The organism is Rossellomorea sp. ABR4_004 (genome assembly GCF_056159585.1).
In genome coordinates this window covers 50,263-73,104 of the sequence record NZ_JBSWVM010000002.1, presented here as the reverse complement: position 1 = coordinate 73,104, position 22,842 = coordinate 50,263, and the positions used below count along the sequence as shown (strand labels likewise).

The following is a 22,842-nucleotide window of genomic DNA, read 5'->3' as shown; positions in this document are numbered from 1 at the left end:
TGTTCGAGTGCCTAGCCGGCTATATTCGATCAATTCTTCGTCTCTTTATTTTTTAATAAAACGTGATAAAAGGAGTGATTTGTGTGACGAAAGAACGGTTCAAAGCGATAAGACTATACCTCGAGATGACTCAGCAGCAATACGCAGAGTTCTTGGGGATATCCGTATCAGCAGTCGGCATGATCGAAGCAGGACATAGAGATGTAAGTGAAATTGTATCGTCAAAACTAGCGAGAAGATTCCAGGCCAGCGACGAATTCATCGAGTACCTCGGCAATCAAAAGAGACTCGTAGAATAGTAACGTCAAACGAGAACGAAATAATAAAATGAATGGAGGTAACGAAATGGACATTAAATCCGAAGCAAAGCGAATACTTGAAGTGCATCAAAAAGGGCAGTTGTCAACGAATCAATTCTTACATCAACTAAATAGACTCATAACCGTACGTCGCGAGGAGCCGACTGTTATCGCTGAAATAGGATCCGGGTTATGGCTAATCGAATCTATGGACGCTCGAATGATACCGAACATTCTCGATTCAGATTCGGAAATAAAGGCGAGGGCAAAGGACGTTAACGGTTTTACTTCGAAGGTCAGGGCGCTTGTGACAAAGAGTGAGCTCGTTGAAATCCTTGAGGCGACGGAGGTGAGCGAGGAATGAGTGAAGAGTACGCTTTTCTTTCGATTTTATCGAAAATAGAACGTCTTGAAAGGGTAGTGGACGAGATACTTGAAAAGGTCGAAGTAATCGAGGAAACGAAGGTAGGTGATCGATATTAGGAAGCGAACAACGTCAGTACGTGAGTTCACGGGATACTCAGAGCGAAGCGAAGGGCAAGGGCAACCGAGACAACGCCAAGAGAATAATATCTAATCACAATTAAACGGGGGAGGGATTTATATGGAAGAGAAAACGTTCACGCAGGACGAAGTTGACCGCATCATAAAGGAACGATTGAAGCGAGAAAGAGCGAAGGTAGACAAGGAGTTAGTGGACATCCAAGCGGAGATTGACGCCGAGTATCCCGATTATAAAGGTATGTACATTGACGCATTAAAACGTAAGTCACTTACTGATGCGGGTATGCCGATTGAACAAGTAGACAGGTACGTAAGATACATCGATGATAGCGAGTATGCAGACGAGGTCAAACGACAAGCTCGAGAGTTTACCGAATCGGCAGGCTTAAACGGTAAAGGAGAAAGTAAGAGCAAGTCGAATAGGAACACGTGGAACCCATTCAGATAAAGATAGGTCAATAATCTACGAAATTACAAAACTAATCTAAGGGAGCGATTATTAATGGAAGAGAGAGTATTTTTATTTAATACTGAGGGCGATTACAACCAACATCAAGTATACAAAGTCGATAACAAAGAGGCGACAAGGTTAACGGAGTCAGGCGTAGCAACTAAAATCCAACTTGGTGAGTACGATGACTACCGTAAAAAAGCGAAGGATCTGACAAAACAGTTTAAGTCGGGAGAAAAACGAATTAAAGGAAGCGAGAACCCGGCCCATACTCGTGAGGTCAAGGCGTACGAACTCGAGCAACTGAAAACTAAGTATAAAGAAGACAGCCTTAAGCTCGACGCGGAGTACAAGGAATATAAAGAGGAAGCTATCGACGAGGCTCGGACTAAATCGGCACGAGCTAGTGTTACCGTTAGTGAGTCTGATAAGCGAATCGCAGAGCAGCTAGCTAATCGATTAACGCTCGGTGTTCAAATGGCGGTTAGTGATTACGCAAAAGAGGAGTTTGTTCGAGAAGCAGCGGAAGATATTAAACGTTTATCGGATGAACAGAAGACTGCATTACAAGGCTCCATCGGAAAGGTGCTCGATAAACTGAGTGACGAGAAGCACCAACGTAAGCTAATCCGAGAAGTGAAAGACGTTCGGAATCTCGATCTTTTATCTTCGAAGGTTGCCGAGGCACTTCCTCATACGGTAAACATCGAGTACAACCAAATTAAAACAGTTAGACGTTGGAAATAACTCGTTCAGCTCCGATGAAGCTACCTGCCAGGCGGAGGAGTGTCGATGATTAGAGTTTACTAATCCACGGGAGCCTTAAACGGGACTCCTTTTATTTTTAATCACGGAAGGAGTGTTTTAATGCGGGAACTAGACGAACTTTCCAAGCACCATTCATTCTTTATCGGGTACGTAGACATTCTTAATAGGCATAAACAATTGATCCATATAGACGTATCGGAGCTAATCGAGTCCACCGAAGAGATACGCATGAAACTAGAAGCGTCAGAGTTTGAAGGTAGTCATGCGGAACTATACGGTGCGACATTCGGGGCACTACTAAGAGCTATCGAGACTAACAATGCGCTTACTCAAGAGGAAGTGCTCACGCAACATAAAATAAGCAAACGTATTAGCTTTACTTTTCGGTTACTAAGATTGTTATCAAAAGTTCATGGACTAGCAATTAAACAAGAGGAACAACGGGAACAGTTTGAAAACGATCAACACGCAGAATGGAGGAATGTGAAATGAATATTCGAGAATTAGAAACGGTGATATTCGATGATAACCCGAAGAAAGTCAAAGCAGCGCACATGCTAGTTAACAACGATTATGCCAATAAGGATGAAACGAAGTCATTAGAGGAAATCGCAGAGGATGTCGGTGTTGACCGGAAGACGCTATACCATTGGCGACAGGAACCGATTTTCCTTAAGTATTGCGAGCAGCTTTCTGAAGTAAAGCTAATCGAGTTTCGAAGCCTGGTCGATAGTCAGCTTATTAAAGCGATAAAGGGAACGTCTGCTAACGGGATTCCATCGATGAAGGCACTCGATCTTTACTATAAACTTAGCGGACGCCTGGTCGAACGGAGCGAAGTGGTAACTGCCGACGAATCAAGCTCGAGAGCACAACCACTAAACGATGAAACAATCGCAAAGGAAATCGAGGAATTACGAGCAAAAATTAAACACTAACAGGGGGAGAGATTGAAGGCATTTTAGGTGCTAATAATGATTACTAACGACTCTTCTAGAATTTTGTATTGTTTAAAAATAGGAATTAATATACAATTTAGTTACTATATTACTAGAAGAGAGTGGTTTAAGTTGCCTGAATTTTTACCAGATGGTAATCTACTTCCTGGTATTCATGAATATAATGTAGAGGATTTTAAAAAACAATTCGTTGCGGATTTTACAGAATCGGCTACCCGTGAAAGAATTTACAAAGATTTTTGTGAATGGATTGAGGAGTTAAATAAAGTTCTACCGCCGGCATACATGTGGTTAGACGGAAGTTACGTCACTGAAAAGCCAAATCCCAATGATATGGACATTATTGTATTTTATTGTCCTAAAGTTATTCAGGCTAAAGGTGAGGAAGTTTCTAAACAAATTGGGTATACTGTAAATGAGGTTTCAAGGCGTCTTAACTGCGACGCATACTTTTGCTATACATTAGAAAACCTTTCTCCACAAGAATTAACCTTGCTCCCCGATCGAATGACTATTATGGATAAGTATTGGATGGGTCAGTTTGGGTTTGACAGACAGCGTAGACCAAAGGGAATTGTGGAATTTCCTGAAGAGCAACTTTTATTATTAGGAGGTGAAAGAAGTGGTATCTCCTCTAGAGAGAATAAATGAACAGATTGAGGAAACGCGGCAGATTAAAGCAGAAGCTGAAAATGAAATGAAAACTCTTGGTTTTCCTGATTATTTAATAGACCTCCAATTATCTTCGTTAGACCAAAGGATGTTGGACCTCGGCAGGAAAGAAGAGGATATTAAGCAATCCTTTCACAAAGAAGAGGTAATTGTAACTTTACACCCAGAGTCGTTACCTTCAGGTCAAGTCTCAGTAAGGGAATTAACGTTGATTCTAGGTGGATTACAGGATTTAACAGATAGCATTGCGAATTCTATGCACAATAATCAAAATGAGCGAGGGAAGATTCCTAGCAGAATCCTAGACGAAAATACCTTTATCTTAAAAGAAACTAGGGCGGGATCATTTAAAGCGGTGTTAGAGATGAGTCATTCCCTGCAAGAATCTTTTGAACAACAACCTGAACAAACAAGAACTATAGAGGAGCTATTTACTTTGTTAAACTCCTCGGATAAAGAAAATGAACTAACTGAAATTGTTACATCATTAGGTGGTAGGACAATTAAAAATTATCAAAATTTCTCAAAGGCAATCGTAGATTTAGGAACGTCTCTAGATTTTGATTGGATTTCTCCGAAGGAATCGTATAAGAAATCGTCTATATCTAAAGAAACTGCAAGACAGGTCTATAACCTATTAAGTAAATTTTCCGCAACAGAAGAAAGCGTTGAGATAGTCAAAGGCCGTTTAACGGGGGCGAATATACGAACGAAATCATTTGAAATTATCTCTGATTTAGGGGAAAGAATAGCTGGGAAGATAAATAAAGAAGTTCTAAGCAAGGTAGCGGTGTTAGATTTAAACCAAGATTACAGTGCTACTCTTATGAAGCAGACAGTGCACTATACGAACTCGAAAAAGGTTAAGGTGACATGGTTGTTAAATGATATAGAGCATAAAAAATAGCCCGCATTCGTGGGCTTTTAATTTTACTTCTAATAGAAAGACCTCGATCTAAAACTCGAGACGCCGCACCTTAATAATTTATCCGGTTGGTAGGTGATTCGTGCTCAGTCGAACGGTGTTTTACGGAAGTAGAAACGTATTCATAGAATTTCCAATACTTATTATAATCATAAGGTCTTATTATATAATTGCTACGGTGAAAAATTACTTTTATAGTGTTGGAAATTCTAACAATCTTTTTCCAATCTTCTATTCGCTATTTCTTCCATTACGAACTTCCCGACAATTTCATTTCTAGAACCGAAAGAAACGTGTTTGACTTTATTTAAGACTTTAAAGGACTGAAGATATTCTTCGCCATACGGGTTTGTATAGGAAACTTTTAAAAGTAAGTTAAGCTTTAAATCCTCATCTTGAATTTTAGAAGCGAAAATGTTGGTAAAATAGACATACGTATTTGGGATGTGGATTTTAGTACGTGTACTTTCATGAGAACTTGGTTGTAAAGATCCGTAAAATTCTAAATAGGCAGCATCATCTACCATAACTCTTTTTGTTTGGTTATCCACTGTTCGTTCACTTAGTATAAACTGATTAAACTCATGTGTTCCATTTTGTTTTTTTCTATGGGTTATAGTTATTTCTTTACCTTCAAAAAGGTCTGTAAATTTTGGGTCCTCTTTAATTTGTTCTAAAATATCATCTATTCCTTCATAATAATATGAAAGTTGAATATTACGAGCCGTCACATTCCCTATATTCTTGAGTTCTAAATAGAATGAAGAGGCATATTTTGGCTTGAATTCATCTATTTCTTCTTCCCAATCTACAAGATAAGAATTGTTTAAATTTACTTTATAGTCCTTTATAAAAACCTCCAAAACAGGTCTATTATTTTCTTCGAGAAAAACTTCATTGTCTTTCATCTGTTTTCTTGCTAAAGCATTGCTTTCAGATGCATTTTTTACTGCAAGGTATGACATTGTTGCAGCTATTGTAGTAGCTAGACCAACAATAATATCAATTGTAAACTTTGCTTGAGTATATACAGTAAATATTATTAATTCCAATATGAAACTCCTCTCTGAACCAGAGTTGAAAAAATTTTTATTGTAACCATTAAAATTAATAGTGCATCTATTCTTTATCTAAAGCAAACTTGTACGCAATTATTGCGGCAAAGAATGGACTGTTATCTTCTACTTGCGCTTGAATCCGGTTATCTCTAATCGCATCCGCGATAAACACGCCGTCTTGCTTCATTATATGTACGTCAATTTTCGGCACCTCGTTTACATCATCACCTGGCACGAGTAACATCGCCTTCCACTTATTCACGTTATGATAGTCCCCCTTTGATTTCGTGTGTTATGTCTCGATCATCTGCGAGTACCTTTTCGATGATAACTTCGCGATAACCGTACTCTTTTTGAACCTCGTATAGCCATCGTTTAACATTCGGGATCAACGGCTCTCTAAATTGGTTGAATTGAATCACGCCGATACCATCCACGCGTATTCGTATTTCGACTGTAATCACGACTAAAGCACCTCGTATTTCCGTTTATTTCCTGTTGTAATCTAAGCATATAACTCGGCTAATCATACGTCAATAACTGAATGCTGAGAGGACGATTCTGACGCAATTAACTTCGGTTACTCGACCAGTCCAACCGTCTAGCATCGTTATACAACGAATCTACGAAAAAGTTCGGATAACCCCTTGCATTTTATCGTGAACTATCGTAATATAATAAACAGGAAACGGGGCAACACAGTCGTACGCTAGTCGTTACGTCTAATGAACGTTTAAATGCACGGTAAAGCCATCGAGCAGCATAAACCAGTTTGTAACCGACTCAAAATCGTGTTCCTCTGGAGTGCCGGTTCGATCCCGGCCACCGGTACCATTCGCGGGTGTAGTTTAGTGGTAAAACCTCAGCCTTCCAAGCTGATGATGAGGGTTCGATTCCCTTCACCCGCTCCAACTTACATACGATAGACTTTCTCATTAGAGGAAGTCTTTTTTATTGTTTATTTATGAAAAGTCATCTATTAAGCATCATCTTCAACGTTATTGACGCTTATCTGATCGACTGCGCTCTATTTACTTTCGATTAATACCAATATATTTTCAAAAACGCACTTCACCCTACGTGCACCTAACTGAGCTTAAAGAAAACCAACCTTTTCATTTTCCCACCACCCACTACATCCAAACCCATCTAGTCAAAATTTTGCACCTTCTTTGTCAATTGAGTTCCCCTTTTTAAGAAAGCGCTGCCATTATAATGTAAGAAAGCGATTACATGATTAAGGTGGTGATACGGGTGGAACCAAAGATTCAGACTGGACCAGTAAGCCCAGACGCACAAATGAAAGCAGTGACGAAGAAGAAGTTTAAGTATAAGAGTTTGCTGACGTATGCTGCCTTTGTCGGACCGGCACTTTTATTTTTCTTAGTGATTCAGATTCTTCCATTCTTGATGGGTGTGTATTATTCGTTTACTTCATGGAATGGTGTCAGTTCGGTTGTTGAGTGGGTTGGGTTTGAGAATTATAGTAAGATCTTTACGGATGATAAGACGTTCTTTAATTCTTTTATGTTTACGACGAAGTTTATGTTTGCGGCTGTGTTTATTAGTAACTTAATAGGTTTTGGATTTGCGTTACTGTTGAATGCGGCATTGAAAACCCGTAATATTTTACGGACAGTGTTTTTTATTCCGAACGTGATCGGTGGATTGCTACTCGGGTTCATCTGGCAGTTCATTTTTGTAAAAGGGTTTGCATCTCTCGGGAATATGACGGATATAGGATTCTTTAAAATGCCTTGGCTTGGTGATGAGACGACGGCATTCTGGGGGATTGTCATTGTGTTTGCATGGCAGATCAGTGGTTATATGATGGTCATCTATGTAGCGGCATTGCAAGGGGTGGATAATTCACTTTTGGAAGCAGCGAGGATAGATGGAGCATCAAACTGGACGTTGTTGACGAAAATTATCATTCCGTTGATTTTACCGGCGTTCACGATTTGTTTCTTCTTGACGATTTCAATGGCCTTTAAAATATTCGATTTGAATATCTCGTTAACAGGTGGGGGGCCATTCAATTCTACACAATCTGTGGCGATCAATATTTATCAAGAAGCGTTCCAGAATAACCGTTATGGCCTGGGAACAGCGAAATCGATCCTGTTCTTTGTGGTAGTGGCAGTGTTTACGACGATTCAGGTGATGGTGACGAAGAAGAAGGAGGTTCAGGCGTAATGGGCAATCGCTATACGAAAAGAACGTTTGTATTAGAGATTATCGGTATTGTCATAGGGCTCATTTTCCTTATCCCTTTCTACTTCGTACTGATCAACTCGGTGAAGCCATTTGCAGCGATCTTGATCGATGCGGCGGCGTGGCCAAAGGAATTTGTTTTCTCTAACTATGCGAAAGTGTGGGAGATCATCAACTTCCCCCGTGCATTCTGGAACTCCTTGGTCATCACTGTTTTCAGCAACATTGGATTAGTGATTATCAGCTCTATGGCGGCGTGGAAGATGGTACGTACGCCAGGGAAGTTCAGCAAAATATTATTTGTCATCTTTGTATCAGCCATGGTCATTCCATTCCAAACGGTGATGATTCCTCTTATGAAAGTAGGGGGGACGTTGGGACTTACGAATAGCATTCCAGGTTTGATCATCATGTACTTCGGATTTGGGGTACCACTTTCTCTTTTCTTGTATCATGGTTTTGTGAAAACCGTTCCGATTGAAATTGAAGAATCCGCTATGATTGATGGCTGTAGTCAGTTTGGTGTGTTCTGGAGAATTGTCTTCCCATTACTAAAACCGATAACAGTGACCGTGATCATTCTGAACACTTTATGGATTTGGAATGACTATCTGCTTCCTCTTCTTGTATTACAGGATGCAGAACTGCGTACGATTCCACTGGCAGCGAGTTCGTTCTTTGCTCAGTATACGAAGCAATGGGATATGGGTCTTGCAGCATTGGTGCTTGGCATTACACCGATCATCATTTTCTTCTTATTTTTACAGAAGCATATCATCAAAGGTATTGCTTCAGGGTCAATCAAGTAGATATAAAGTTTCTGTCGAGATGGTCTATCATTGATACAGAAATTTATATAAAATAATTTATATCAGGGAGGTCAATCCATTTATGAAACGTATACTTTTACTTTGTATGTCTTTGGTTTTAGTATTTGGAATTATTGCTGGCTGTTCTTCTAAAGACACTACAAGCAATTCAGGTGGAGAGTCTGGATCAGGTGATGATGTAGTAACCCTTAATTTCTTCCAGTTCAAGGTTGAAATTGCCGATCAGCTGCAAGAAATGATTAATGAGTTCGAAGCTGAACATCCAAACATTAAGATTAAGCTTGAAACAGTTGGTGGAGGTGCCGATTACGGTGCAGCATTGAAAGCGAAATTTGCTTCTGGTGAAGAGCCGGACATTTTCAACAACGGTGGTTTTAAAGAATTAGAGCTTTGGAAAGAAAAGTTAGCGGATCTTTCTGGTGAGCCATGGGTTGAACATGTTCTTCCGATCGGTAAAGTTCCGATGACGGATGAAGATGGCAAGCTTTATGGTATGCCGGTTAACCTTGAAGGCTACGGATTTGTATATAATAAAGATCTATTTGAAGAAGCAGGGATTACGGAGCCGCCTGCAACGATTGATGAGTTAAAAGACGCTGCGAAAAAGCTTGAAGCGAAGAAAAACACACCATTCTCAGCGGGTTACGGCGAGTGGTGGGTAATTGGTCAGCATTTACTTAACATTCCGTTTGCTCAGCAGGAAGATCCGGATGCGTTCATCGCCGGACTTTATGATGGTTCTGAGAAAATTGTAGGGAACGAAAAGTTCAAGCAATTCAAAGAAGTTTTAGATGCTGAGCTTAAGTATGCAAATGATAATCCATTAACGACGGATTACAATACACAAGTAACCCTATTTGCTTCTGGTGAAACTGCAATGCTGCAACAAGGAAACTGGACTGAGAACATGATCACGGAGATTAATCCTGAGATCAACATGGGCTTCCTGCCAATTTCTATCAGCAATGATGATAGTGCTGATCGCCTTCCTGTAGGTGTACCGAATAACTGGGTATTAAACAAGAACTCAGAGCATCTTGAAGAAGCGAAAACATTCTTGGAGTGGATGGTTTCATCTGAAACTGGTAAGCGTTATATCACGGAAGAGTTTGCGTTCATCCCGGCATTCGATAACATCGAGCCGAATGGTCTTGGAGACTTAGGTCAGTCTATCCTTGACTACTCTAAAGAAGAGAAGACAATTCCTTGGACTTGGTTTAAATGGCCGGATGGAGCGAATAAGGAATTCGCTGCAACGATCCAGGAATATGCCGCAGGGAAAATTGATTATGATACTGTACTTGAGCGATTCCAGCAAACATGGGATAACTTGAAGTAAATCGAATAATAGAAAGCATGTCTACTTAGGGCATGCTTTCTATTTTATAAGTTTAATAGGAATATTTCGAAAAAACACTTCCAAGAGCGGGGAAAAACACTTTATACTAGTGTATAAGTGAGACCTGGGAGGTCCGTCCCTCATGTTAAAGACCAGCATTCGGAATAAGTTGATTGTGTTGTTGATGATTACGACGATTGTGCCGTTTGGCAGTTCGATTATCATTACATATTTGTATACGAAGGATTCCATAGAGGAGCAGGTGGTGGAAGAGAGCAGCAATCTTCTTTATCAGGGAAAGGTGAATCTGGAGAGCTATATTAATGAGCTCAACGGGTTAACTCTATCACTCTATAATAATCCTGATTTTATTAACTTCATGAGATCACCCAGTAAAGAGAATAATTACTTGACGATCGGCATTGTAAAGAATGTTGTGCAAACGATTCTCTACACAGGTGATACCATTAACGGGGTACGTATTTCCTTCGCAGATGGTGACCGCGTAATTTCGGCTACCAAGCGCTCTACCGTTGTTTTTTCCAATAAGGTAAGGGATTCGCAATGGGAATCCTTCAGAAATGCAGAGCGCAGTCCTTATAACATGTATATTGAACCAACACATAGTCAGGAAGAAAAGAATATTAAGAGATCGAAGGATATTGTCACGATTCACCGGGCATTCCGAAACGTTCCCGGTGATGAAGTGCTCGCGTATATTTCATTGGAGGTTTCGCCTGACAAGATCATCGATTTGAGTAGAAACTTGTACAACGCTAAGTCAGAAGAATTCTATCTTCTTTCTTCTGAAGGGGAAATGATTTATAGCTCGGACCGGGATGTGTCGGACGATGGCAACAACCAGAAGTGGATTAAAAGGATAGTGGAATCAAAAGATATATCAGGGACACTTGAGTGGAAAGAGGACTCCTTCAACGGAGTGATGATGTACGACCAGCTTCCTGCTTCTGCCGGCGGTTGGTTGTTAGTGAAACGGGTTCCTTACGTGAATCTTTATGAAAGCGCATTTAGTGTGGCAAAGATTAATATTTTATTCGGAGTACTTGGATTATCCCTAGTGGTTCTGGCAACGCTCTTTGTATCTTTTAAAATTACATCACCAATAAGGATTCTGCTTCAACATATCCAGCAGGTTGAAAAAGGGAATATGAAGGTACAGTCTGAATCGTTCGGTTCAGATGAAATCGGAATCCTCGGTTTCCGGTTTCATCAGATGATCGAACGGATCAATCATCTGATCAATCGTGAGTACAAACTGGAGCTCGAGAACAAGACGAATCAATTAAAGGTCCTCCAGTCTCAAATCAATCCGCATTTTCTCTATAATGCCCTGCAATCCATTGGAACGATTGCTTTAAAGAACAAGGTTCCGCAAATCTACTCCCTGATCACCCACCTTTCCAAAATAATGAGATACGGGATGAATATGGAGGAAGATGTGGTTCCATTAAGCAAGGAAATCAATTACACGAACGCTTATCTTCTTTTACAAAAAGAACGTTTTGGTGAGAATTTAGATTACAGTGTAGCGGTAGAAGATGAGGTAATGGAGATCCCAGTACCGAAGATGATCCTGCAGCCTCTCATTGAAAACTACTTCAAACACGGATTCGATATCCGGGACGGGGTAGGGCGAATATGGTTATCTTGCTTTCAGGATAAGGGAGAACTGGTGATGATTGTCCGTGATAATGGAGTCGGCGTAACAGAAAGCAGACTGCGGGAAATCGGGGAACATTTCAAAGCAGATGCTTGGAATAAAACCGGGGATGAGACCAATATCGGACTGAAGAATGTGTATGTCCGTTTAAAGCTGTACTATGACCACCAGGCTACTTTACAGCTTGAAAATCATGATGAGGGAGGCTTTATGGTCACCATGAGGCTGCCAATAAGAATGGAAGGTGAAGCGAATGAAAGCAATCATCATTGACGACGAAAAGCATGTGCGTGAGGGATTACTTTTATTAGCGGAATGGGACAAGCATGGAATCCATACCATTCTGGAGGCGGAAGATGGAGACCAAGCCATCGAATTGATCACAGAGCACCGGCCGGAAATCATTTTTACTGATATGAGGATGCCGAAACGGGATGGCATCACTCTTTTAAAATGGCTTCATGCCTCCGACCTTAAAAGTAAAACCATCGTTGTAAGCGGGTATGATGATTTCGAGTATATGAGAAACGCGATCTTTTATAAAAGCTTTGATTATATTCTGAAGCCGATTGAACCGGATGTGTTAAATGAAACACTGGATAAAGCGGTAAAAGAGTGGAATGAACAGGCTCAATCAAGAAAATTTCAAGTCGAGGAAACTCGAGTGATGAATGAAGTAAAGCCCCTCTATTGGGATCGGTTATTCTCAAGTCTCTGTGCGAAGGAAAGCATTACCACAGAGATGGTAGAAAAGGTTGAACAGGAGTTCGGGATTGCCATTAAAAAGCTTGCAAAGACCGTTGCCCTCATCCCTATCAAACCGATCGTGGAGAAACACTTTCAAGGAGACCGGGACCTGGCCTTTTTTACCCTTAGCAATATTTGCAATGAATTGCTGCGAAAACAAAATGATGGAGTTTGTTTCCGGAATGGGAACAAAGAAGAAGAGCTTGTGATTCTCTTCTGGAATGATAAAAATGTGACATATTTGTTAGAGGAAATTTACTCATTGATCTATCAATATAGTAAACTCTTTACGATCATTGCACTTGGGCGGAAGTATAAGAAAATAAACGAAGCGTATGAATCTGCTTTACAAGTGTATCTTAAGCATTCCCTGCTTGATCAAAAGAAAATCGTCACACATAAAGATATAAGGTCGAGACCCCTCCTGCATCTATTGGATCACTCCAATGAGTTGAAATGGGCAATTCGTTCAGGAAGCGGCAATCAGGTTCAGTCCCAGTTAGAGGGGATATTTTCACAGATGGGAACGGAGCATGCACTGTCACTTGAGCAGCTCCAGATGTGGGAAAATCAATTTGAGTTATTACGGAATAATTGGTTGAAAGAGTATGAGATTCAGCATACAGAACCATTCTATCGGGGGCAGGATTATTGGAATGAAGACGGCTCGTTTTCGTTCAGGAAATTTAAAGAGGAAAAGGCGAAAGAGTTCAGTGAATTAATTCAAATCCTTTCAAAGGCAAAGTATCAGCGGGAAAAGAACAATATGCAGCAGATTGAAGAATATCTTCAGCAGCATTATCAAGAGGATATCAATCTACAGGACATTGCCGATCGCTTTTACCTAAGCAGGGAATATATTTCACGTAAGTTCAAACAGGATCATGGATCTACCATAACGGATTATGTTACGAATATACGGATGGAAAAAGCAAAGAAACTGCTTGAAAATCCTTATTTGAAAATCTATGAAGTTGCCTATGGTGTAGGGTACGGGAATGAGAAGTATTTCAGTAAAGTATTTAAAAAGCACGTCGGTACGACACCAAATGAATACCGTCATTTACAATCAAACACTTAACTTGGAGGTTTTACAATGTTGAACGTTACAGTATGGAATGAAAATCGTCATGAGCAGAAGAATCCGAAAGTGCGAGAGGTGTACCCTGAGGGAATTCATGGTGCCATTGCCTCCTTCCTGGGAGAAGCATCATTCAATGTGAAAACGGCTACATTAGACGAGGGTGACCACGGTCTAACAAAGGAAGTATTAGATGGCACAGACGTATTGGTCTGGTGGGGACATATCGCCCATGATGAAGTGAAAGACGAAGTAGTTGAAAGAGTAAAACAGCGTGTCCTTGATGGAATGGGATTAATCGTCCTTCATTCAGGTCATTTCTCTAAAATCTTCAAAACTTTGATGGGTACTTCCTGTGACCTGAAATGGCGGGAAGCTGATGAGAAAGAACGCATCTGGATAGTCGATCCAAGTCATCCCATTACAGCAGGCTTAGGGGAATACATCGAGCTTGAGAAGGAAGAAATGTATGGAGAGCATTTTGACATTCCGGCTCCTGATCAGCTTGTGATGGTGAGCTGGTTCGAAGGTGGGGAAGTGTTTAGAAGCGGGTGTACGTATCAGCGAGGTAACGGAAAAGTATTCTACTTCCGTCCAGGACATGAAACGTATCCAACCTATTACAATGAAGATGTTCAGAAGGTCATCGTCAATGCAGTGAAATGGGCATCACCTGTAGATCATGCAAGACCGGTATATGGAAACGCACAGCCTTTAGAAGAAATCAAAGGATCCAACTAAGGAACAAGAGGAGGAAAAATCATGAGTAAATTAAAAATCGGGGTTATCGGGTGTGGAAGCATCGCACAGCATCGGCATCTGCCGGAGTATGCAAATAATGAAAATGTAGAAGTGGTAGCGGTGTGTGACATCGTGGAAGAAAGGGCATGGAAGATGGCCGATGCAGTGGGAGCGAAAGCATATACCAATCATAAAGAGCTACTGGCGAACGCTGAAGTGGAAGCTGTGAGTGTGTGTACACCGAACTACCTGCATGCACCGATTTCCATCGATGCTCTAAACGCCGGAAAGCATGTATTATGTGAAAAGCCGATGGCCACTTCAAGTGAAGAAGCTCAAAATATGATTGATGCCGCTGCTAAAAACGGTAAAAAATTGATGATCGCTCACAACCAGCGTTTTGTCCCTTCTCACCAAAAAGCAAAGCAGCTGATCGAAAGTGGTGAAGTAGGTAAAATCTATAGCTTCCGTTCTGCATTTGGTCATGGTGGACCTGAAGGCTGGAGTGCTGACGGGAAAGACAGCTGGTTCTTCAAAAAGGACGAAGCGTTCATCGGTGCCATGGGGGACCTTGGTGTTCATAAAACCGATCTTCTTCGTTACATCTTAGGGGAAGAATTTGCCGAAGTCGGTGCCTTTGTTGAAACGAGTGCAAAGGAAAATGCAGATGTGGATGATACGGCTGTTTGTGTATTGAAAACTGAAAGCGGTACAATCGGTACCCTTGCAGCAAGCTGGTCTTATGTGTCTAAAGAAGACAACTCTACGATCATTTATGGAGAGAAATCGATTCTCCGTTTAGAGGATGATCCAGTCAACTCCCTAATTGTTCAATATGTAACAGGGGAAATAGTGAAGTATGAGCTTGGCGGCATTCAAACAAATGACGAGGGCGGCCAGACGAATTCCCGTGTGATCGATCAATTTGTTCACAGTATCCTGCATAATGCAGAGCCTCCTGTAACGGGTGAAGAAGGAAAGAAATCTCTTGAGGTTGTTTTGTCTGCTCTGGAATCAAGTGAAACAAAACGAATCGTAAAGCTATAGAGGTGAATGCATCGATGACCAAACTCCGGATGGGAGTGATCGGCGTTGGGGGCATTGCCCAAACGCGTCACATTCCTACTTTTATAAAATTATCAGATTCTGTATCCATAGAAGCAATCAGTGATATTAATCCTGTCACTGCTCAAACCGTGGCAGAAACCTTTAACATTCCGAATGTGTTCAGTGATTATCGGGACATGTTCGGGCATGTGGATGCTGTAACAATTTGTACTCCGAATAAATTTCATGCGGAAATTACGATTGCTGCGCTCAAAGCAGGTCTCCATGTGTTTTGTGAAAAACCAATGGCCATGACTCCTGAAGAATGTGAAATGATGATCGAAGCTGCGGAACAGTCAGGGAAGGTTCTGGCTGTCGCTTATCATTATCGTTTTATGAAGGACTCACGTGCTGCGAAGCGAGTGATCATGGAAAATGAAATTGGTGAACCAATGGTCGCAAGGGCAAGAGCGATCCGCCGCCGCAAAGTCCCTGGCTGGGGAGTATTTACCAACAAGGAGCTGCAAGGTGGTGGCAGCTTGATCGACTACGGATGTCACTTTCTGGATCTATCTCTATGGCTTCTTGGGAACCCTGCACCTGTTGAAGTGACAGGGACGACCTATAACAGGCTTAGTAGAATGCCAGTTCAAGTGAATCAGTGGGGAGACTTCGATAAAGAGAAATTTGAAGTTGACGACCATGTTACGGCTTATATCAAGTTCGATAACGGTGCTTCCATGCTCTTCGAAACGTCTTGGTCTGCAAACGTCAAGAGCGATGAAGAAAGCATGAGCATTTCAGGCGAAACGGGGGGAATCGATCTATTCCCGTTCCAAATGAACCAAATGAAACATGGCATGCTTCTGAATAGTGAAGCGGATTGGGTTCCCGGTGAAGATGATCCGAGTCTTCCACAAGCCCGGAACTTTATCAACAGCTGTCTCGGTTTAGAGGAGCTAGTTGTGAAGCCCCTGGAAGCTATGCAAGTGTCTCAAATCATTGATGCCATTTACAAAAGCAGTGAAACCGGACAAAGCATCCGATTGAAATAGGAGGAAGCACAAATGAAACTAGGTGTATTTACTGTATTATTTTCACAGAAGAATCTTGATGAAATGCTGGATTATGTAAAAGAAGCCGGACTTCATGCAGTTGAAATCGGCACGGGAGGATATCCTGGAAATGCTCACTGTGACCTGGACGCCCTTTTAGAAAGTGAAGAAAAGAGAAACGAATACTTAGAGAAAGTTACATCAAGAGGCCTTCAAATCAGTGCCTTCAGCTGTCACGGAAATCCGATCTCGCCAGATGCAGCATTTGCGGAAGAATCCCATGTGGCACTTCAGAAAACGATAAAGCTCGCAAGCTTAATGAATGTACCGGTTGTTAACTGTTTTTCTGGAACAGCAGGTGACCATGAAGGAGCAAAGCATCCGAACTGGCCTGTATCCCCTTGGCCGAATGAATATGGGGATATTCTCAAATGGCAATGGGAAGAAAAATTGATCCCATATTGGAAAGAGATAGGGAAGCTTGCAGAGGATCATAGCGTAAAAATCGGTTTAGAGCTGCACGGAGGCTTCCTTGTTCATACCCCGTATACGTTATTGAAGCTTCGTGAAGAAACATGTGACGCGATCGGTGCCAACCTGGATCCAAGTCACCTGTGGTGGCAAGGAATCGATCCGGTTGCCGCGATTAAAATACTGGGTAAGGAAAATGCGATACATCATTTCCATGCGAAAGATACGTATATCGACCAAGACAATGTCAACATGTACGGTCTGACGGATATGCAGCCTTACGGAAATATCCAAACAAGAGCGTGGTCCTTCCGTTCAGTGGGTTGTGGACATTCCTTGCAGGAGTGGTCTGATATGATGAGTGCACTGCGAACATTCGGATATGATTATGTGGTAAGCATCGAGCATGAGGATCCGATCATGTCGATTGAAGAGGGCTTCGGACGTGCCGTGAAGAATCTGAAGTCGATCTTGATTGAAGAACAGCCATCGGATATGTGGTGGGTATAGGTTTTATAAGGAGGGAGTCCATTGGGCTCTCTTTTTTTTGTGGGGGAGTGGCGTGATTGTATTAGTCTCAAATAAGAGGTAAATAATTTACATTTAATGTAAATGATCTGGGGTTTCTTCAGATTAGCTATGGGTTCTCGTACAAGATTCTCAATAAAAAACAGGATCCCACCAAACAGGGATCCTGCTCAATCTTCTATCCACCCACCACTTCATAGGATCCTTCCCCGCCATGGATCCCGATGAACATATCCATTAACGATTTCGTGAGTTTGCCGCTTTCTTCTATAGTAAGGGAGGGCTTCAGAAAGATGATTTGAACGGCATTTTTGGTTTCTTCGCCGACGGGTGCACGGTCTGAGTCAACGAATGGACTTCCGAAAGGTCCGTCCCCGTCACAGGCGACGATCAGGTTTTCCAGGGAGTTTTCCCGGCCGTTTAGTCCTGTGTAGGTTTGTCCTGTTTCTCCCACTTTTATCTCTATTTTGTCTCCTTTAAGTTGAGCCCTGTCGTAAATACCGATGGGCACTTCGTATTGAAGGGAGAAGAAGTTGTTGAGATCGATACTTGAGTTAATCGTGCTCAGATAATTCTGTTTTTTAACCCGGCGAAAGAGGGCTTCGGCAGAGTGACGATAGCGATTCGGGTCCTTTCCCGTTTTCTTGAAGATGTCCCGCCACGCGGCAATTCCTTCTATTTCCGTCACATTTTTATCGTGAAGATCAAAGAAGATGGATTCTTGGAACAGTTGAAGTCTGCCTTTGAGCATTTGGGGAGAAGCTCCGACTTCGATATGATGGTATTGAATGAATCCCACTTTGAAATCAGGGATTTTGGACGTTATAGGTGAATCGATCGTGATTTCCACTTATTTTCCCTCCACATTTGTTTTAAAATAGTTTATCATAATACACGTTGCCATTTCACGTAAGTAGCCGTAAATATATTAATAGATGGAAGGGAGGAAAGGGCAATGGATATGGATCAGTTAAAACAGGATATCATTGATTATAGTAAGGAAATCGGGATTGATAAAATTGGCTTTACGACAGCAGGTGCGTTTTCGGAAATGAAGAACCGGCTTCTTCGTCAGGAAATGCTTGGATATCAATCCGGTTTTGAAGAGAAAGACATTGAAAAGCGGGTCGACCCCTCATTAATCTTCGATAGTCCCAAATCGATTATTGCCATCGCCCTTGCCTATCCTTCAAAGATGAAAAATGCTCCACAAAGCAAACGGGGAGAAAGGCGTGGGATCTTTTGCCGGGCATCATGGGGGACGGATTATCACCATGTGCTCCGGGATCGTCTTTCAAAGCTTGAAGAATATATCGTATCAAGAGTTCCCCAGGCACGTTTTAAATCAATGGTGGATACTGGTGAACTTGTGGATCGTGCGGTGGCAGAGCGGGCAGGCATTGGCTGGAGCGGAAAGAACTGCTCGATTATCACGCCCGAGTTCGGATCCTATGTGTATCTCGGGGAAATGGTGACAAACCTTCCGTTTGCTCCTGATACACCGATGGAGGACCAATGTGGTACATGCAATAAATGCGTGGATGTCTGCCCAACCGGAGCTCTTATAGAAGGCGGTCAGCTGGATGCTCAGAAATGCATTGCCTTTTTGACGCAGACGAAGGGCTTTCTTGCGGATGAGTACCGGGTTAAGCTTGGGAACCGTCTTTATGGATGTGACACCTGCCAAACGGTATGTCCTGAAAATAAAGGGATGGACTTTCATTTTCACGAAGAAATGGAGCCGGATCCTGAAATTGCAAAGCCGCTATTAAAGCCGCTTTTAAAAATCAGTAACCGTGAATTTAAAGAAAAGTACGGTCATGTATCCGGTTCATGGAGAGGTAAGAAGCCGATTCAGCGAAACGCGATCATCGCACTCGCCCATTATAAGGATACAACAGCCATTGACGATCTGATTGATGTGATGAAAAAAGATGTGCGGCCAGTCATTCGCGGTACCTCTGCCTGGGCCCTTGGTAAAATAGGCGGAGTAGAAGCAGAAGTTGCGTTACTCGCGCAGCAATCGGTTGAAACGGATGAGGAAGTACTAAATGAAATTCAAAAAGGTCTTAACCTTATAACCAAATAATCTAAAAGGGTAAACTCTCATTATCACCTGAGTTTATCCTTTTTTGTTTTGAACAGTCCCTTCTCTGCATAACAATTAGGGAGGAGGGAAGACAATGATCAGAAAGCTGTTAATGGAAAAGGTCCAACATGTGATTGATGAATATACAACCCGTAGTCAGTCAGACTATCACAGTGACAAAGTGAAAAGAAAGAAGGAATCTTGTCTTCAGCGGAATGCGGAAATTGTAAAGGTGGATGCAGCAGGGAAAATCCAAAGCATGACACCTCAGCGAAATGAAACACAAAACATTTTATATGATGTTCACTATAAATATCTTATTAAGCAAGGCGATCTTCTTTATCTAGAAGAAGAAGTAGAGAATAGACATGCATCCTTTTATATGGATAGGATCTATGAAGACGGCGAGATTCCAATTCAATATGAAGAGAATGTCGTACGTGAAGAGAGTTCAACCTTCGACGGGAAAGAGGCTAGAGTGACGTATCAATATGATCGGCTTAGTGCGGTGCAGTATGCTGAACGATGGTGGAACAGCTATAACCCTGCGTTTAAGAAGTTCGAGAATGATTGCACGAACTATATTTCACAGTGCCTCCATGCCGGGGATGCTCCAATGCGGGGGTATCCTGCTAAGGGAAAGGGCTGGTGGATGAGAAATCAGAACTGGAGCTATAGCTGGACGGTGGCGAATTCCATGAGGTGGTATATCCCGAATTCGACGGTCGGGTTAAGGGGGAGACAGGTAAATGACGCTAAAGAGTTGAAGCTTGGTGATGTCATCTGCTATGACTTCGAAGGGGATGGGCGTTTTGACCATACTACAATCGTGACGGGAAAAGATGCTGCGGGAGAGCCTCTCGTGAATGCCCATACGTTCAACAGCAGAATGCGATATTGGAAATATGAGGACTCGACTGCTTATACACCCAATATCAAATATAGATTTTTTACAATAGTAGATGACGGCTAAGTCTTGTTCTATGGGGAGGAAATGGTATAATGTCACTTAGAGTTTTATGAATGAGGTGACAGTAACATGGGAGTACATGTTGTATTATATCAACCAGAAATCCCTGCTAATACAGGGAATATTGCGAGAACGTGTGCAGCAACGGATACAACTCTGCACTTGATACGTCCACTCGGGTTCTCAACAGATGATAAAATGTTAAAACGGGCAGGCCTTGATTATTGGCAGTTTGTAAACATTGTATACTATGATTCAATTGAAGAGTTCTTCGAGAAAAATGACGGCGGAGAATTTTTCTACTTAACAAAATACGGAAAGATCCCTCACACTGACTTTGATTACAGTGTAGAAGAGAAGGATTACTTCTTTATTTTTGGCAGGGAGACATCAGGACTGCCGGATGACATCATCCAAAATAATTTGGATCGTGCCCTGCGCATACCAATGAACGAAAACGTCCGTTCATTGAACCTTTCCAATACAGCGGCGATTCTGATCTATGAAGCATTAAGACAAAGGAATTATCCTGGTCTGTTATAAAAAACGAGGAATGAGAATCATATGATTTTCATTCCTTTTTTTGTTTGGCTTATACTAAGGGAAAGAATGTGAAGGAGAGAGTACATAATGAACGAAACCATTGAAACGATTCTTAAGCATCGATCCATTCGTCATTTCAAGAATGAGCCATTGACAGAGGAGCAAATCCGGACCATTGTCTCGAGTGCCCAGGCTGCGAGTACGTCGAGTTATATTCAAGCATATACAATCATCGGGGTGAAGGACACTGCTAAAAAGAGGAAGCTTTCAGAGCTTGCCGGTCCACAATCATATGTAGAGGAAAACGGTCATTTCTTTGTATTCTGTGCCGATTTGTACCGCCACGAGAAAATAGGTGAATGGGAAAATGCAGATGTCATTCCTACACTGGAAAGCACGGAGAAATTCATGGTGGCTTTGATTGACGCTTCACTAGCGGCTCAAAATGCGTCCATTGCCGCAGAATCGATGGGATTGGGCATTTGCTATATTGGAGGAATCCGAAATGATCTGGAATCAGTGAGTGAACTGCTGGAGCTTCCTGATCGGGTCATTCCTTTATTCGGGCTGGCTGTCGGTTTCCCTGAAGGAAGTTCTGATGTGAAGCCGAGGTTGCCAATGGAAGCCGTTTATCATGAGGATTCATATCAACGTGATGAGGGGTCCATGAAAGAAGAACTTGATCGTTATGACGAAACCATCTCTTCCTATTATCATGCACGAACGGCGGGCAAACGATCGGATCGATGGACGGAGCAAATGGCCAACATGCTTTCAGGGAAGAAGCGCATGTATATGAAGGAATTTATAGAGAAGAAGGGATTCAATAAAAGGTAGATCTCTTTGGTCCAGATAAAGAATCTTGGAAAAAGCCCGAAAGGATCAAATCCTTTTCGGGCTTTTTTTCCTAATCCATCTCCAAAAGCTCAATCTGAAAGTGTTCTGTGACTAACCGGATAAATTCCCTTGTTGTCTTAGGCAGATAGAAGTCTCTTTTCCATACGATTCCGTAGCTTGCGTTGTTCATGTTCTCAATTTCCACCAGTTGAACATCTTTATGCTTAAATACTTGCAAAGCACTATGGGGAACGATGGAGGAAGCGAATCCTTGTTCTACAAGATTGGCAAGGAGGACGGTATCCGAACATTCTGCCTTTACATTTGGAGTCAACCCGATTGAAATAAATGACTGGACAATCATTTCGTACAAGCCCAAACTTTGTGTACTGGGAAGGATTAATGGCTGATGAACAATATCCTCTAATGTAATCGTGTCAAGACTTGGAGTCGGAACACTCGTAATGAAGTAAAATGGCTCATCTTGAAGGACCACCTTCGCCATATTGTCTGCTGAAAAGGGCATTCGGATCAGTGCAGCATCAATCTCGCGTAATTCTAAAAGATGAATGAGCTGTGAGGATTCATTTTGATGAATATTATAAGTGATGTTCGGAAATTTCTTTTCATACTTTGCTAAAATATGTGGCAAATCAATGTCAGATAATGTATTTACACCAATCCTCAGCTTGCCTTTTTCTCCTGAACCAATTTCTTTCACTTCTGCCTCTGCAGCCTCCAGCAGCTTGATCATCTGATATGAATGCTGATAAAGGGCTTTCCCGGCCTCTGTAATCACCAGTTTTCTCCCTTTCCGGTAAAACAGGCTCACACCGAGATTCTCTTCCATCGTGCGCAGCTGTTGACTTAGGGGTGGCTGAGACATATGTAGTCGTTTTGCTGCAGCAAGTATTGTTTTTTCTTCTACAATCGTCATGAAGTAGCGCAGTTGTTTAAGGTCCAGAATGGGAATCACCTCTCTTATATGAAAAATATATAATAATTCAATTTAATAGATATTATTCATATAAAT

27 protein-coding genes and 1 tRNA gene are annotated in these 22,842 nt (G+C 41.8%); 23 read left to right on the top strand and 5 right to left on the bottom strand.

Going from position 1 to position 22,842, the window contains the following annotated elements:
- The first annotated feature begins 83 nt into the window (after positions 1-83).
- From ACXAF2_RS13185 to ACXAF2_RS13145, 9 genes are all read left to right on the top strand, one after another.
- On the top strand, positions 84-299 hold the full coding sequence (locus tag ACXAF2_RS13185; protein ID WP_475139311.1) for a helix-turn-helix transcriptional regulator: 216 nt from the start codon (positions 84-86) through the stop codon (positions 297-299).
- Between the two features lie 46 nt (positions 300-345).
- On the top strand, positions 346-663 hold the full coding sequence (locus ACXAF2_RS13180; RefSeq protein ID WP_475139310.1) for a hypothetical protein: 318 nt from the start codon (positions 346-348) through the stop codon (positions 661-663).
- Positions 660-782 (top strand): hypothetical protein, encoded by a 123-nt coding sequence (locus tag ACXAF2_RS13175; RefSeq protein WP_475139309.1) that lies wholly within the window; start codon positions 660-662, stop codon positions 780-782. Before ACXAF2_RS13180 ends, ACXAF2_RS13175 begins: the two co-directional genes overlap by 4 nt.
- 121 nt (positions 783-903) lie before the next feature.
- Positions 904-1,251: a hypothetical protein gene (locus ACXAF2_RS13170; RefSeq protein ID WP_475139307.1), complete on the top strand. Its 348-nt coding sequence runs from the start codon at positions 904-906 to the stop codon at positions 1,249-1,251.
- A gap of 54 nt (positions 1,252-1,305) precedes the next feature.
- Entirely contained in the window at positions 1,306-2,001 is a 696-nt protein-coding gene (locus ACXAF2_RS13165) for a hypothetical protein (RefSeq protein ID WP_475139305.1), read from the top strand.
- 120 nt (positions 2,002-2,121) lie between these two features.
- Complete coding sequence (locus ACXAF2_RS13160; RefSeq protein ID WP_475139304.1) at positions 2,122-2,514, top strand: hypothetical protein; 393 nt, start codon at positions 2,122-2,124, stop codon at positions 2,512-2,514.
- Positions 2,511-2,960 (top strand): phBC6A51 family helix-turn-helix protein, encoded by a 450-nt coding sequence (locus ACXAF2_RS13155; protein WP_475139302.1) that lies wholly within the window; start codon positions 2,511-2,513, stop codon positions 2,958-2,960. The genes ACXAF2_RS13160 and ACXAF2_RS13155 overlap by 4 nt, the downstream gene beginning before the upstream one ends.
- 36 nt (positions 2,961-2,996) lie before the next feature.
- Positions 2,997-3,632, top strand: a complete 636-nt coding sequence (locus tag ACXAF2_RS13150; protein ID WP_475139300.1) for a DUF6932 family protein — start codon at positions 2,997-2,999, stop codon at positions 3,630-3,632.
- On the top strand, positions 3,604-4,560 hold the full coding sequence (locus ACXAF2_RS13145; RefSeq protein WP_475139298.1) for a hypothetical protein: 957 nt from the start codon (positions 3,604-3,606) through the stop codon (positions 4,558-4,560). The genes ACXAF2_RS13150 and ACXAF2_RS13145 overlap by 29 nt, the downstream gene beginning before the upstream one ends.
- Before the next feature lie 227 nt (positions 4,561-4,787).
- On the opposite strand, the gene ACXAF2_RS13140 is transcribed toward ACXAF2_RS13145, so the two are convergent.
- The 3 genes from ACXAF2_RS13140 to ACXAF2_RS13130 form a co-directional block, all read right to left on the bottom strand.
- Positions 4,788-5,630, bottom strand: a complete 843-nt coding sequence (locus ACXAF2_RS13140; protein ID WP_475139296.1) for a hypothetical protein — start codon at positions 5,628-5,630, stop codon at positions 4,788-4,790.
- 67 nt (positions 5,631-5,697) lie between these two features.
- Positions 5,698-5,880, bottom strand: a complete 183-nt coding sequence (locus ACXAF2_RS13135) for a hypothetical protein (RefSeq protein ID WP_475139295.1) — start codon at positions 5,878-5,880, stop codon at positions 5,698-5,700.
- A gap of 19 nt (positions 5,881-5,899) precedes the next feature.
- Complete coding sequence (locus tag ACXAF2_RS13130) at positions 5,900-6,100, bottom strand: hypothetical protein (RefSeq protein WP_475139293.1); 201 nt, start codon at positions 6,098-6,100, stop codon at positions 5,900-5,902.
- A 373-nt stretch (positions 6,101-6,473) separates the two neighbouring features.
- On the opposite strand from ACXAF2_RS13130, the gene ACXAF2_RS13125 reads away from it, so the two are divergent.
- From ACXAF2_RS13125 to ACXAF2_RS13080, 10 genes are all read left to right on the top strand, one after another.
- A tRNA-Gly gene (locus tag ACXAF2_RS13125) sits at positions 6,474-6,547 on the top strand.
- A 343-nt stretch (positions 6,548-6,890) separates the two neighbouring features.
- Positions 6,891-7,832 carry a carbohydrate ABC transporter permease gene (locus tag ACXAF2_RS13120; RefSeq protein ID WP_475139291.1) on the top strand — a complete coding sequence of 314 codons (942 nt, stop codon included), beginning with the start codon at positions 6,891-6,893 and terminating at the stop codon, positions 7,830-7,832.
- On the top strand, positions 7,832-8,659 hold the full coding sequence (locus tag ACXAF2_RS13115) for a carbohydrate ABC transporter permease (RefSeq protein WP_148968227.1): 828 nt from the start codon (positions 7,832-7,834) through the stop codon (positions 8,657-8,659). The genes ACXAF2_RS13120 and ACXAF2_RS13115 overlap by 1 nt, the downstream gene beginning before the upstream one ends.
- Positions 8,660-8,741: 82 nt before the next feature.
- Positions 8,742-10,019 carry an ABC transporter substrate-binding protein gene (locus ACXAF2_RS13110; RefSeq protein ID WP_475139289.1) on the top strand — a complete coding sequence of 426 codons (1,278 nt, stop codon included), beginning with the start codon at positions 8,742-8,744 and terminating at the stop codon, positions 10,017-10,019.
- A gap of 142 nt (positions 10,020-10,161) precedes the next feature.
- On the top strand, positions 10,162-11,973 hold the full coding sequence (locus ACXAF2_RS13105) for a sensor histidine kinase (protein WP_475139288.1): 1,812 nt from the start codon (positions 10,162-10,164) through the stop codon (positions 11,971-11,973).
- Positions 11,954-13,528: a response regulator transcription factor gene (locus tag ACXAF2_RS13100; RefSeq protein ID WP_475139286.1), complete on the top strand. Its 1,575-nt coding sequence runs from the start codon at positions 11,954-11,956 to the stop codon at positions 13,526-13,528. Before ACXAF2_RS13105 ends, ACXAF2_RS13100 begins: the two co-directional genes overlap by 20 nt.
- A gap of 15 nt (positions 13,529-13,543) precedes the next feature.
- A complete protein-coding gene (locus tag ACXAF2_RS13095; protein WP_475139285.1) occupies positions 13,544-14,269 on the top strand; it encodes a ThuA domain-containing protein in 726 nt (241 codons plus the stop codon).
- Between the two features lie 21 nt (positions 14,270-14,290).
- Entirely contained in the window at positions 14,291-15,316 is a 1,026-nt protein-coding gene (locus ACXAF2_RS13090; RefSeq protein WP_475139283.1) for a Gfo/Idh/MocA family protein, read from the top strand.
- A 14-nt stretch (positions 15,317-15,330) separates the two neighbouring features.
- On the top strand, positions 15,331-16,371 hold the full coding sequence (locus tag ACXAF2_RS13085; RefSeq protein WP_475139281.1) for a Gfo/Idh/MocA family protein: 1,041 nt from the start codon (positions 15,331-15,333) through the stop codon (positions 16,369-16,371).
- A 12-nt stretch (positions 16,372-16,383) separates the two neighbouring features.
- Positions 16,384-17,352 (top strand): sugar phosphate isomerase/epimerase family protein, encoded by a 969-nt coding sequence (locus ACXAF2_RS13080; RefSeq protein WP_475139279.1) that lies wholly within the window; start codon positions 16,384-16,386, stop codon positions 17,350-17,352.
- Between the two features lie 196 nt (positions 17,353-17,548).
- On the opposite strand, the gene ACXAF2_RS13075 is transcribed toward ACXAF2_RS13080, so the two are convergent.
- Positions 17,549-18,220 (bottom strand): B3/B4 domain-containing protein, encoded by a 672-nt coding sequence (locus tag ACXAF2_RS13075; RefSeq protein ID WP_475139277.1) that lies wholly within the window; start codon positions 18,218-18,220, stop codon positions 17,549-17,551.
- 105 nt (positions 18,221-18,325) lie between these two features.
- Here ACXAF2_RS13075 and queG point away from each other — a divergent pair, with 105 nt between their 5' ends.
- The 4 genes from queG (at position 18,326) to nfsA (ending at position 21,809) form a co-directional block, all read left to right on the top strand.
- Positions 18,326-19,459, top strand: coding sequence for a tRNA epoxyqueuosine(34) reductase QueG (gene queG, locus ACXAF2_RS13070; protein WP_475139276.1), 1,134 nt, complete (start codon positions 18,326-18,328; stop codon positions 19,457-19,459).
- A 94-nt stretch (positions 19,460-19,553) separates the two neighbouring features.
- Positions 19,554-20,432: an amidase domain-containing protein gene (locus tag ACXAF2_RS13065; RefSeq protein ID WP_475139274.1), complete on the top strand. Its 879-nt coding sequence runs from the start codon at positions 19,554-19,556 to the stop codon at positions 20,430-20,432.
- Positions 20,433-20,498: 66 nt separating this feature from the next.
- Entirely contained in the window at positions 20,499-20,972 is a 474-nt protein-coding gene (gene trmL / locus ACXAF2_RS13060; protein ID WP_113971500.1) for a tRNA (uridine(34)/cytosine(34)/5-carboxymethylaminomethyluridine(34)-2'-O)-methyltransferase TrmL, read from the top strand.
- 87 nt (positions 20,973-21,059) lie between these two features.
- The gene (gene nfsA, locus ACXAF2_RS13055) at positions 21,060-21,809 is read left to right on the top strand and encodes an oxygen-insensitive NADPH nitroreductase (protein WP_475139272.1); all 750 of its coding nucleotides are present in this window, start codon (positions 21,060-21,062) and stop codon (positions 21,807-21,809) included.
- 70 nt (positions 21,810-21,879) lie between these two features.
- Here the strand turns inward: nfsA and ACXAF2_RS13050 are convergent, their stop codons facing one another.
- Positions 21,880-22,785, bottom strand: coding sequence for a LysR family transcriptional regulator (locus ACXAF2_RS13050; RefSeq protein WP_475139270.1), 906 nt, complete (start codon positions 22,783-22,785; stop codon positions 21,880-21,882).
- Positions 22,786-22,842 lie beyond the last annotated feature (57 nt).